Below are 12170 nucleotides of genomic sequence, written 5' to 3' on the forward strand. Positions count from 1 at the left end.
GCTGGACAACGTTGTCACCTGGGGTGAGACTGACCTCCCCGTCACCGGACCGGCGCCGTCGGTCCCCGCGTCCACCAGGAGAACCGACACCGATGCAGAAGGACCTCAGCGCAGCGCTGGACATCGGCGGCACCAAGATCGCCGGAGCGCTGGTGGACGGGCACGGCAGACTCCTCCTGCGCTCCGCCCGGCCCACCCCGGCCGACCGGGACGCGGCCACGGTGATGCGCGCGGTGGCCGCCGTGATCGGCGAGCTGACCGCGGCGCCGCAGTGGGCGCGGGTGGGCACGGTCGGCATCGGCAGCGCCGGGCCGGTGGACGCGGCGGCCGGTACGGTCAGCCCCGTCAACATCCCCGGCTGGCGCGGCTTCCCGCTGGTCGCGGGCGTCCGGGCGCTCACCGGCGACCTCCCCGTCGTGCTGATGGGCGACGGGGTGGCGATGGCGGCGGCCGAGCACTGGCAGGGCGCGGCGCGCGGCCGGGACAACGCGCTGTGCATGGTGGTCTCCACGGGAGTCGGCGGCGGTCTGATCCTGGGCGGCCGCCCGCACCCCGGGCCCACCGGCAACGCCGGGCACATCGGCCACATCAGCGTCGACCTCGACGGGGACCGCTGCCCGTGCGGCGCCCGCGGCTGTGTGGAGCGGATCGCCAGCGGCCCGAACATCGCCCGCCGCGCCCTGGCGAACGGCTGGCGGCCCGGGCCCGACGGCGCGGACGGCGCGGCGGCGGTGGCGGCCGCGGCACGCGCCGGGGACCCCGTCGCCCGGCAGTCGTTCGAACGGGCCGCCCAGGCGCTGGCCGCCGGGATCGCCGCCACCGCGGCGCTCGTGGAGATCGAACTCGCCGTCGTCGGCGGCGGGGTGGCGGGCGCCGGTGAGGTGCTGTTCGCGCCGCTGCGCCGGGCGCTCGGGGAGTACGCGACGCTCTCCTTCGTCGCCGGGCTGTCCGTCGTCCCCGCCGAGACGGGCACCGACGCCGGTCTGGTGGGCGCCGCCGCGGCCGCCGCACAACAGTCCCGCCTCGACACCTTCGCCGCGGCGCTCTGACGTTCCGTCCGGCCGTGGGAGTGCTGGAATTGCGATGGTATGTCCGGCGCCGGACGCTCCTCCCATGCGCGGACGTACGTGTCGGACGCGGTGAACCGCACCCTCCCAGCGGACGATTCGCCACCCCGGGGGCGCCCCGGGTGTCCGTCCGGCGCCTTACCCTGGTGCACGTCGGAAGAGGCGGGCAGGGAGAGGGCCGACGGCGACGTCGGGCAGTGGGAGGAACGGCGACGTGGCTTCGGGGGAGCGCGGACAGCGCGGGGCGGGCGAGGGCAATGGTGCGGGCGGGGAGGGTTCCGCCGGGCCGGACGACGTGACGGCGGGGCTGCCGGGCCCGCACGCGGGACAGGGAGCGGGCGCGTCCGGCGCCCGGGCCGACGATGATCTGACGGGCCGTCTGCTAGGGGGCCGTTACCGCGTCACCGGCCGGATCGGCCGCGGCGGTATGGGCGTGGTCTGCCGCGCCGTGGACGAGGTGCTGGGCCGCGAGGTCGCCGTCAAGGTGCTGCGCGCCTACACCGACGCCTCGGCGCCGGAGCTGGCCGATCTGCGCACCCGTATGCAGCGCGAGGCACGCGCCGCGGCCCGGATCCGGCACTCCGGTGTGATCACCGTCCATGACGTCATCGACGAGGGCGGACGCCCCGTCATCGTGATGGAGCTGGTGGACGGGCCCTCGCTGGACGACGCGGTCGGGCGCCGGGGCGGCATCGAGCCGCGCGAGATGGCCGCGATCGGTGCCCGGGTGATGGACGCGCTGGACGCCGCGCACCGCGCCGGAGTGCTGCACCGCGATGTGAAGCCCGGCAACGTCCTGCTGGACAGCAGCGGCCGGGTGGTCCTCACCGACTTCGGCATCGCCAGCATCGAGGCGCCCGGCGACGGCGCGGAGACCAACATCACCCGCAGCGGCGAACTGGTCGGCTCGCTCGACTACCTCCCGCCCGAGCGCGCCCAGGGCATGGGCCCGAGCCCGGCGTCCGACATCTGGTCGCTCGGCATGACGCTGTACGCGGCGGTGGAGGGCGGCACCGCGCCGTTCCGCCGGACGTCGGTGTACTCCACGCTGACCGCGATCGTCACCGAACCGCTCCCCGAGCCGCGGCGCGCCGGACCGCTCGCGCCCGTGCTGCACGCGCTGATGGCGAAGAGCCCGGCGGACCGGCCGGACGCGGCGCGCGCCCGGGAGATGCTCCAGGCGGTCGCCGACGGGCGCGACCCGGAGGCGATGCCGGTCCCCGGCGCACCGCATCTGCCGACCGCCACCGACATCAAGCCGGTCGGCCCGCCCCCGCCGCCGCAGCCCTTCGGCGCGGCCACCGGCGGCAACGGCTCGGGTGCGCCCACCGGTTGGGGCTCCGGCCCGGGCGCGGCGAGCTCCGCGGGGCGGACGCCGCCGGGTGGCCCGGAGCCGCTCCACGACCAGCCGACCGCGGTGGTCGGCGCGGTGGCGGCGTCCCGTACCGCGGGCGACACCGCACCGCTGCCGCGCCCGCGCCGCGGCGGACGGATCGCGCTCGCCGTCGCCGCCGTACTGGTGGTGCTCGCCACCGGCGGCGGCCTCACGTATCTGATGGTCGGCGGCAAGGGCGAGCCCGCCGCACGCGGCGGTTCGGCGGCGCCGGTCGACGGCGACGCCAGCCGCGCCACGCAGTCCGGAGCGCCGGTCTCCCCGGACGCCGGCAGCAGCGACAAGGACCGCGGCAAGGAGACCGGCAAGGGCGACGGCGCAGGTGACACCGGCGAGAGCCCGGGCGGAGAGCCGTCGCGGACGGACGGGCCGTCCGACGGCACCTCCTCCCCGGCGGACGGCCCGAGCACCGGCGACGGTCACCACGGCGGCGGATCCGGTGCCCCGACCGGCGGCGGCAGCACCCCGCCGCCGGAGAGTTCCTGCACCCCCGGGGAGGCCGGGAAGACCAACTGCGTGGTGTGGCGGACCGCCGATTCGTACACCGCGTCCGGGCAGAAGGCCGGTGTGGTCAACGGCGGCACCAACTACTTCTACTGCCAGGCAAACCTGGGCCGCCGGGAGACCGACGGCCGGTGGACCAACGTCTGGTGGGCGAAGACGGACGACGACAGCGGCAACACCGGCGTCTACCTCAGCGTCGTCTACCTCAAGGGTGGCGCCAACGACCAGCCGATTCCGGGGCTGCCGGTCTGCTGAGCGCCGCGGCGCCGGGCGGGTCCGCCGCCCGGCACGAGGCGTCCGGGTCAGTGCTCCGGGGCCACCCGGTAGACGACGGTGGCGTGTGCGGGCACCGTCACGGTGATCTCGTCGGTGGTGTGCCGGTCGGTGCGCTGCCACAGGTCCCGCAGCCGGTAGCCGGGCGCCGCGGGCAGTCCGGCGGCGGTCGCGCTGGTGGTGATCCGCTGCTCGCCGTCGCTCTCGTTGAAGAGCGCCACGGCCCGGTCTCCGCCGGCCAGCTCCTTGACCAGCGTCCACCGCCCGCCGTCGCTGTCCAGCACGGTCGCCTGACGGCCCAGCGGGTCCTGGTCGAGCGCGATGACGTCCTTGTTGCGCAGGATGTCGTACGTCTGCGGGGAGGCGGTGCGCAGATCGGTGCCGATGAGCAGCGGCGCGGCCATCATGGCCCAGAGGGTGAAATGGCTGCGGTACTCGGTGTCCGTCATCCCGCCGTTACCGACCTCCAGCATGTCCGGGTCGTTCCAGTGGCCGGGACCGGCGGACGGGGCGAGCGGCAGATTCTTTTTCAGAATGTCCACCATGCTCGACCAGGTGTCGCTGATGTCCCCGGTGGTCCGCCACGACTGCCCCAGCTCCGCTGCCCATTCCCAGGGTTTGTTCTCGCCCCATTCGCAGATGCTGTACGTGATCGGGCGGCCGGTGGCGCGCAGTGCGTCGCGCATGGCGGTGTAGCGCTGCCGGGCGTCCATGCCCTGGTTGTTGCAGTTGTCGTACTTGAGATAGTCCACGCCCCAGTCGGCGAACTGCTGCGCGTCGGATTTCTCATGGCCCAGCGCACCGGGAAATCCGATGTCGCTGCAGGTCCTGGTGCCCGCGCTGGTGTAGATGCCGAACTTCAGCCCCTTGGCGTGGACATAGTCGGCCACCGCTTTGATGCCGTGCGGAAAGCGGATCGGATCGGGGACGAGCCGTCCCTTCGGATCGCGGGTGGGCATCGCCCAGCAGTCGTCGAGATTGACGTAGGTGTATCCGGCGTCCTTGAGCCCTTTGTCGAGGAAGAGATCGGCGATCTCCTTGACCATTTTCTCGTTGAATCCCGGGCCGCAGTGGGTGGAATTCCAGTTGTTGAATCCCATCGGGGGAGTGGCGGCGAGCCCGTCCACCGCTTTTCCGGTGGCGGGTGCGGCGGGAGCCTGAGCGGCGGACGGCGGGGCAGCCGCCGCGGTGACGCAGAGCAGCGCGGCGGACAGCGCGCCGAGCGCGGCGTGACGCCGCCGCAGGCCGGCGGGGGAGCGCAGAGGCTGACGCATGAACAGGTCTCCGTCCTCGGGGGATGGGTGGGGGCGGACCGGTCGCTCGTGTGAGGTGACGGTAGAGCCTGTTGAACTCTGTTGGAAGAGGGGCGCAGCCCAGCTGGGTTCCCCAGAACTACCCTGTATCCGCGGTGAGTTGACTGTGGTGAGCGGTGCGTGGGGCTCGCGTCTCTGCGCGGATGCGTTCGTTCGTGTGTGATTTGCAGGTCGGGGCAGGGGCGGCCGCCGGGGCACCGACGGCATCCTGCCGCGGCGGCGCGGCGAAGGCGGCGGAACCCCACTCGGATTTCCCTCCGCGCCACGCGACGAATGGGCCGCCCGGGAAAGCCGTTTCGGGTGTTTCCGGTGCGCGGGGCTGCTGTCATATGCGGATGTCAGGGTTCCCAGGGCCCGTGCGCGGGCGGGGGTTTCGGTCAGGGAGGCGCTGGGGAGCGCTTGGTTGCCGAGGGCTTCGCGGGACGGGATACGAGGTGGTGTCCCCACCGTGGCGCATTGTGCGACCGGCGCGTGCACGGGGCCCGCGCGGCGCCCCGCCACCACGTCGCCGCCGCACGGTGCACCGTCCCCGGCTGTGCGCGCGGCCCGTGGATGCGAACGTTTTCCGTGGCAGGCTGGTGCGGGCAACTCACCTGGTTCCGGAGAAGAGGGGACACCGTGATCGTCTGGCTGAACGGCACGTTCGGTGCGGGCAAGACCACAGCGGCGCAGGAATTGCTCGACCTGCTTCCGGGGAGCACGCTCTACGACCCCGAACTCCTCGGTCAGGGCCTGCGGATGATGCTGCCCGCCAAGCGCCTGGAGGAAATCGACGACCTCCAGGACCTGCCCGCCTGGCGCCGGTTGGTCGTGGACACCGCGGCGGCACTGCTGACCGAGGTCCCCGGCCCCTTGGTGACCCCCATGGCGTTGTTGCGTCAGGAATACCGCGACGAAATCTTCGGCGCGCTCGCCGCCCGCCGCATTCCGGTCCGGCATTTTCTCCTGGATGCGGAGGAAACGATCCTGCGGGCGCGGATCGCGCACCGTGAGGAAACCGCCGCCGATGCGGCGAGCGCGGCGCAGGTCCGCCGCTGGGGCCTGGACGCCCTCACCTCGTACGCCGAGGCGCTGAGCTGGCTCAAGGACGATGCGTACGTGGTGGACACCGGGCGGCTGACGCCCCGGCGGGCCGCGGAGGAGATAGCCGAGGCGGTGCGCTCCGGCACCGCCGACTGCGGCATCGTGCAGACCCCGGAGCCCACCGCCGAAACCCTCGCCGCGGGCGTCCTGCTCTTCGACGACGCCGACCGCGTCCTCCTCGTCGACCCCACCTACAAACCGGGTTGGGAGTTCCCCGGCGGCGTCGTCGAGCCCGGTGAACCGCCCACCCAGGCCGGGCTCCGCGAGGTCGTGGAGGAGTTGGCGCTCCAGCTGCCGCGCACCCCGCGGCTGCTGGTCCTGGACTGGGAGGCGCCCGAACCACCCGGGTTCGGCGGGCTGCGGCTGCTGTTCGACGGCGGTCTGCTCACCGCCGAGCAGACCCGCGACCTGCGGCTGCCCGGCGACGAGCTGCGGGAATGGCGCTTCGTCACCGAGTCCGAGGCCGAACATCTGCTGCCGCCGGTCCGCTTCCGCCGGCTGCGCTGGGCACTGCGGGCCCGCGAGCGCGGCTGCCCGATGCTCCTGGAGCGGGGCGTTCCGGCGGGCGGATGAGGGCGGTCGGCGAACCGGCGGTGCCCGGTCGCCCGCGGGGTGCGCGGACGACCGGGCGGACGTGACCTGGGCGGTCAGCCCCGCTCGGCCGCGTACCGCTGGAGGAAGAGCGCCTCGGCGAGCGACAGCCGCTCCAGCTCCTCGGGCGAGACGCTCTCGTTGACCGCGTGGATCTGCGCATCGGGCTCGTTCAGCCCGATCAGCAGGATCTCCGTCTCCGGGTAGAGCGACGCCAGGGTGTTGCAGAGCGGGATGGAGCCGCCCATCCCGGCGATCTGCATCTCCTCGCCGTCGTACGCCTCCCGCAGCGCCGCCGCCATCGACGCGTACGCCGGGCTGTCGGTGTCGGCGCGGAACGCCTGGCCCTGGCCGACGTGTTCGACGGCGACCCGCGCGCCCCAGGGGGCGGCGTTCTCCAGATGGGCGGTGAGCAGCCGGGTCGCCTCGGCGGCGTCGGTGCCCGGCGGCACCCGCAGGCTGATCAGCGCCCGGGCGCCCGCCTGGACGGACGGAGTGGCGCCGACGACCGGCGGGCAGTCGATGCCGAGGACGGACACGGCGGGCCGGGCCCAGAGCCGGTCGGCGATCGTGCCGCCGCCGATCAGCCCGACGCCGTCCAGCACCTTCGCGTCCTTGCGGAACTCCTCCTCCGGGTACTGCAGCCCCTGCCAGGCGGCGTCCGCGGCCAGCCCGTCCACCGTGGTGGAGCCGTCCTCGGCGCGGAGCGAGTCCAGGATGCGGATCAGCGCGGCCAGCGCGTCGGGCGCGGCGCCGCCGAACTGACCGGAGTGCAGATTGCCGGCCAGGGTGTCGACGGAGACCCGCACCAGCGTCATCCCGCGCAGCGTCGCGGTCGCCGTCGGCAGCCCGACGCGGAAGTTCCCGGCGTCCCCGATGACGATGGTGTCCGCGGTCAGCAGCTCCGGGTGCGCCTCGGCGTACCGCTCCAGGCCACCGGTGCCCTGCTCCTCCGAACCCTCCACGATGACCTTGACGTTCACCGGCACCCCGCCGTGCTCCCGCAGCGCCCGCAGCGCCGTCAGGTGCAGGATGACGCCGCCCTTGCAGTCCGCCGCGCCGCGGCCGTACCAGCGGCCGTTCCGCTCGGTCAGCGTGAACGGCGGGGAGTCCCAGGCGGCCTCGTCCAGCGGCGGCTGCACGTCGTAGTGTGCGTAGAGCAGCACCGTCGGCGCGCCCTCGGGGCCGGGCAGGAAGCCGTAGACCGACTGCGTGCCGTCCGGGGTGTCCAGCAGCGCCACGTCCTGGAAGCCGTCGGCGCGCAGCGCCTCGACGATCCAGCCGGCCGCCGCCTCGCACTCGCTCTTGGGGAACTGCTCCGGATCCGCGACCGAGCGGAAGGCCACCAGCTCGGCGAGTTCGGTGCGGGCGCGGGGCTGCAACGCGGCGACGGTACGGGCCAGCGGGCTGTCAGACATGGACGCTCCTTGTGGGCGCGGTGAGCTTCTTGGGACCTGCGGTCCGACCGGCGGGGTGCCGCGGGCGACCCGGAAGTACGGGGGTGAATCCCCCCGATCTTCCCACAGACGTTCGAGCGGAGCGCGGGCCCGTAGGATGCGGACGGTAGGCCCAGCAAGGATTCGAACGGGAGCAGAAGCACCGGTGAGCAGCGAGCAGGCAGCCCAGGACAACGAGCAGGTGTGGGACGTCGTGGTGGTGGGCGCCGGTCCCGCGGGCGCCTCGGCGGCACACGCGGCGGCGTGCGCGGGGCGCCGTGTGCTGCTCCTGGAGAAGGCGGAACTGCCCCGCTACAAGACCTGCGGCGGCGGCATCATCGGCCCCTCCCGGGACTCCCTGCCGCCCGGTTTCACCCTGCCGCTGCGCGACCGGGTGCATGCGGTCACCTTCTCGCTCAACGGCAAGCTGGCCCGCACCCGGCGCTCCAAGAGCATGCTGTTCGGGCTGATCAACCGCCCCGAGTTCGACGAGGGCCTGGTCAAGGCGGCCAAGGACGCCGGCGCCGAGATCCGTACCGGCGCCGCGGTCTCCCGGGTCGAGCAGCACGGCGCGGAGGTGCCCGACCGCCGGACGGTCGCGGTGGTCCTCGGCAGCGGCGAGGTGATCCTCGCCCGCGCGGTGGTCGGCGCGGACGGCAGTGCCAGCCGGATAGGCGCGCACGTCGGCGTCAAACTCGACCAGGTCGACCTCGGTCTGGAGGCGGAGATCCCGGTGCCGCCGACCGTCGCCGAGGACTGGAAGGGCCGCGTCCTCATCGACTGGGGGCCGCTGCCCGGCAGTTACGGCTGGGTCTTCCCCAAGGGCGACACCCTCACCGTCGGCGTGATCTCCGCCCGCGGCGAGGGCGCTGCGACCAAGCGGTACCTGGAGGACTTCATCGCCCGGCTCGGCCTCGCGGGCTTCGAACCGGCCGTCTCGTCCGGCCACCTGACGCGCTGCCGCACCGACGACTCGCCGCTCTCCCGCGGCCGGGTGCTCGTCGCCGGGGACGCCGCGGGGCTGCTGGAGCCGTGGACGCGGGAGGGCATCTCCTTCGCGCTGCGCTCGGGCCGGCTGGCGGGGGAGTGGGCGGCCCGCGTCGCCGAGGCGCACGACGCCGTGGACGCCCGCCGCCAGGCCCTCAACTACGCCTTCGCCATCAAGGCGGGCCTCGGTGTCGAGATGAGCATCGGCCGCCGTCTGCACGGCGTCTTCGCGCGGCGCCCCGGAGCGCTGCACGCCGTCCTCACCGGCTTCCGCCCCGCCTGGAACGCCTTCGCCGACATCACCCGCGGCACCACCACCCTCGGCGAACTGGTCCGCAGCCACCCGCTGGCCCGCCGCGCGCTGGACGTCATGGACCGGCGGCAGCAGGCCAGGGAGGGGTGACCCCGGGCGCGGAGGGCTGACCGGCCGCCGGTCAGCCCTGGCGCATCAGCAGATGGCCCCGGCGGAACCGTTCCCCCTCGCCCGGCTCCCGCAGCATCCGCCCCACCTCGGCGAACCCGGCCTGCCCGGCCAGCTCCGCGAGGTCGTCGATCGGCCACCGGTAGGCGGTCGTCACCTTGTGGTCGAACGGTGTGAGCGGCCCGCCCTCCGCCTCGAAGAAGCCGAGCAGAAGGTGGCCGCCGGGCGCGATCACCCGCCGGAACTCCGCGAAGTACGCGGGCAGTTCTTCGGGCGGGGTGTGGATGACCGAGTACCAGGACACGATGGCGCGCAGGGTGCCGTCGGGGAGGTCCAGCGCGTCCATGGAACCGACCTCGAACCGCAGATCCGGGTAGTCCTTGCGGGCCAGATCGATCATGGCCGGCGTCAGATCGACACCGAAGGCGTCCAGCCCCAGGTCCCGCAGGTGTGCGGTCAGATACCCGGGCCCGCAGCCCAGCTCGGCGACGGGCCCGGGACCGGCGGCCCGGACGAGTTCGGCGAACGCGGCGAGCACGGCGCGGTCCAGCGGAAAGTCGTCCAGCGCGGTGCGGGTGAGGTCGGCGTAGAGATCGGCGATGGCGCCGTAGGCGCTCGCCGTCGTTTCTAGGTGGGCGGAGGTCTCAGTCACAAGCGAGAACCCTAAAGCCTCGCCCACCGGGCCGCCGACCGGTCAACCGGACCTCCGTGGGGGGCTTTTGCGTGGAGATTCCAGGTCTGCCCGGGGTGCCGCCCCGTCCGGTTCCGTGCCGGTGGAACGGCGTCCTGCCGCTGCTCCGGTCACCGCTGCTGCCGTACGTGTCGTCCGTCACCGCTGCCGGTCGGGCGCCGGTTCACGACTCCATGAGGCGGAAGACGGGGTGGCGCGGGGCCGCGGCGCGCAGTTCCTCGTCCGAGGAGTCGGCGGTGATCTCACCGAAGTACGACTTCACCTCCCAGCCCCAGCGCCGCAGATAGGCCCGCAGCAGCTCCGGGGTCTCGTCCGGCGACAGTTCCACGGCGGTGAACGTGCGGGTCCGGCGGCCGACCTGGAGCTGCCCGCCGCCGGCCGCCCGCATGTTGCGCACCCAGTCGGACTCCCCGCGCGCGGAGACGAGATAGCGCGCACCCTCGTACGTCATCGGGTTCACGGGGACCCGCCGCCAGGCGCCGCTCTTGCGCCCCTGGACGGAGAGGTCCGCCGCGCCGGCGAGGCTGATGCCGCGGCGGGCCAGCCAGCCGACGACGGCGTTGAAACGGGCGGTCGTGCGGCCGGGCTTGAGGTAGCGGGACATCTGGCCCTCCGGGGCGCTCGTGGAGTGGTGCGGCATGGTTGTGATGCGCGGAGAGCAGGCTCGACCGCCAAAGTGTGAGCACTGCTCTTTCCTGAGATCAGTGTGCACGAGCGTCCTGCGCGTATGCAAGAGCAGTGCTCTCGTTTTGGTTCACCGGACTCTTTGTGGTGCGGTGATCCGATGGATGGCAGACTCCTCGCCATGACGGCGATCCGAGGGGCCAGGGAACGGGCCCGCAGCGAAATCACCGCGGCCATCAAGGACGAGGCCCGCACCCAACTCGCGGCCGAGGGCGCCGCCAAGCTCTCCCTGCGCGCGGTGGCCCGCGCCCTGGGAATGGCCTCCTCCGCGCTCTACCGCTACTTCCCCAGCCGCGACGACCTGCTCACCGCCCTGATCCTCGACGCGTACCACGCGATCGGCGCGGCGGCGGAGGCGGCGGACCCCGGTACGGGCGGAGCGGGTGCGGGCGGACCGGCCGAGTCCGGTGGGACGGCCGCGGCGGGCCGGTCGGGCGCGGCCGGATACGTCGAACCTGGATACGTCGAACGCTGGGTCGCCGTCTGTGGCGGGGTCCGCGCCTGGGCGCTGGCCCATCCGCACGAGTACGCCCTGCTCTACGGCACGCCCGTCCCCGGCTACGACGCCCCGCAGGCGACAGCGGAGCCGGCCGGACGGGTCGCCCTCGCACTGATCGCCGTCGTCGGCGACGCCCATGCCGCCGGGGCGCTCCACGAGCCGCCCGGACCGCTGCCCGAGGAGGTCGCGACCGATGCGCGCACCCTCATGACGGAGCTGGACATCGATCTGCCCGCGCCTGTCATGGCGGCCCTGGTCGCCACCTGGGCCCAGCTCTTCGGCCTCATCAGCTTCGAGCTGTTCGGCCAGTTCCACCGGGTGGTGGAGGAGCGTGACGCCTTCTTCGCCCATACGGCCCGACGGCTGGCGGAGGGCGTGGGCCTGACCGCAGACCCGGGCGCCGTCTGAGGCGACGGCCGGTCTCCCCGCGGCGGGCTACCCCGCGGTCAGCGCAGGGCGACCGCGGCGCCCGTCCGTTCGGTGGCGATCTTGACGGCGAAGCCCGCCAGCGCGGTGCCCGTCACATAGCGGTGCAGGCGCTGCCAGAGCGGGTGCCGGCCGAAGAACCCGGCGACCGATCCGGCCGTCACGATGAAGAACGCATTGCCTGCGACCCCCACCGCGATCTGGACCAGCCCCAACAGCAGCCCCTGCAGACCGACATGGCCGCGCTCCGGGTCGACGAACTGCGGCAGCAGCGAGATGTAGAGGATGGCCACCTTGGGGTTGAGCAGGCAGGTGACAAAGCCCATCAGAAAGAGCTTGCGGGGCCTGTCCGGCGTCAACTCCTCGGCCGTGACGGCGGATCGGCCGCCCGGCCGGACGGCCTTCCAGGCCAGCCAGAGCAGATAGCCCGCCCCGGCCAGCTTGATCGCCAGGTAGATCTCCGGCACCAGCGCGAAGACGGTGGCGATACCGGCGGAGACCGCGAAGAGATAGGCCAGGAAACCGAGGAAGACCCCGGCCAGCGAGATCAACCCCGCCCGGCGGCCCTGGGAGATCGAGCGGGAGACCAGGTAGATCATGTTCGGCCCCGGCGTCAGCACCATGCCGAACTCCACCGCGGCGATCCCCGCTATTGCTCCCAGCCCGATCACGACACAACCCCCGTACGCGCGTTCCTTTTGGACGCCACGCAACCTAGCAGCCTGCGACCATGTGGTGCCTTGTCCGCTCCCTCCACCGCTCGCGGAGAAGGCCGTGGGGAAGGGCCCGCCGTGGCTTGCGC

The 12170-nt window shown here is 73.4% G+C and carries 9 protein-coding genes and 1 pseudogene; 5 read left to right on the plus strand and 5 right to left on the minus strand.

The window, feature by feature from the left end; translation table 11 throughout:
* Positions 1–92: 92 nt before the first annotated feature.
* Positions 93–1049: an ROK family protein gene (locus tag ACZ4U4_RS13575; RefSeq protein ID WP_467872753.1), complete on the plus strand. Its 957-nt coding sequence runs from the start codon at positions 93–95 to the stop codon at positions 1047–1049.
* Between the two features lie 385 nt (positions 1050–1434).
* The gene (locus ACZ4U4_RS13580) at positions 1435–3219 is read left to right on the plus strand and encodes a serine/threonine-protein kinase (protein ID WP_467873126.1); all 1785 of its coding nucleotides are present in this window, start codon (positions 1435–1437) and stop codon (positions 3217–3219) included.
* Positions 3220–3272: 53 nt separating this feature from the next.
* Here the strand turns inward: ACZ4U4_RS13580 and ACZ4U4_RS13585 are convergent.
* A pseudogene (locus tag ACZ4U4_RS13585) lies at positions 3273–4511 on the minus strand (glycoside hydrolase family 27 protein); the annotation flags it as partial.
* 657 nt (positions 4512–5168) lie between these two features.
* On the opposite strand from ACZ4U4_RS13585, the gene ACZ4U4_RS13590 reads away from it, so the two are divergent.
* The gene (locus ACZ4U4_RS13590) at positions 5169–6206 is read left to right on the plus strand and encodes an NUDIX hydrolase (protein WP_467872756.1); all 1038 of its coding nucleotides are present in this window, start codon (positions 5169–5171) and stop codon (positions 6204–6206) included.
* A gap of 74 nt (positions 6207–6280) precedes the next feature.
* Here ACZ4U4_RS13590 and ACZ4U4_RS13595 read toward each other — a convergent pair whose 3' ends face one another.
* Complete coding sequence (locus ACZ4U4_RS13595; protein WP_467872758.1) at positions 6281–7642, minus strand: M20/M25/M40 family metallo-hydrolase; 1362 nt, start codon at positions 7640–7642, stop codon at positions 6281–6283.
* A 184-nt stretch (positions 7643–7826) separates the two neighbouring features.
* Between ACZ4U4_RS13595 and ACZ4U4_RS13600 the strand changes: the two genes are divergently transcribed.
* The gene (locus ACZ4U4_RS13600; RefSeq protein ID WP_467872761.1) at positions 7827–9050 is read left to right on the plus strand and encodes a geranylgeranyl reductase family protein; all 1224 of its coding nucleotides are present in this window, start codon (positions 7827–7829) and stop codon (positions 9048–9050) included.
* A gap of 31 nt (positions 9051–9081) precedes the next feature.
* On the opposite strand, the gene ACZ4U4_RS13605 is transcribed toward ACZ4U4_RS13600, so the two are convergent.
* Positions 9082–9720, minus strand: a complete 639-nt coding sequence (locus ACZ4U4_RS13605) for a class I SAM-dependent methyltransferase (RefSeq protein WP_467872764.1) — start codon at positions 9718–9720, stop codon at positions 9082–9084.
* Positions 9721–9922: 202 nt separating this feature from the next.
* Positions 9923–10363, minus strand: a complete 441-nt coding sequence (locus ACZ4U4_RS13610; protein ID WP_467873128.1) for a nitroreductase family deazaflavin-dependent oxidoreductase — start codon at positions 10361–10363, stop codon at positions 9923–9925.
* A 201-nt stretch (positions 10364–10564) separates the two neighbouring features.
* Between ACZ4U4_RS13610 and ACZ4U4_RS13615 the strand changes: the two genes are divergently transcribed.
* The gene (locus tag ACZ4U4_RS13615; protein ID WP_467872766.1) at positions 10565–11350 is read left to right on the plus strand and encodes a TetR/AcrR family transcriptional regulator; all 786 of its coding nucleotides are present in this window, start codon (positions 10565–10567) and stop codon (positions 11348–11350) included.
* A 38-nt stretch (positions 11351–11388) separates the two neighbouring features.
* Here the strand turns inward: ACZ4U4_RS13615 and ACZ4U4_RS13620 are convergent, their stop codons facing one another.
* Positions 11389–12039: a LysE family translocator gene (locus ACZ4U4_RS13620; RefSeq protein WP_467872769.1), complete on the minus strand. Its 651-nt coding sequence runs from the start codon at positions 12037–12039 to the stop codon at positions 11389–11391.
* Positions 12040–12170: the final 131 nt, after the last annotated feature.

Source organism: Streptomyces sp. NPDC029159 (assembly GCF_055564055.1).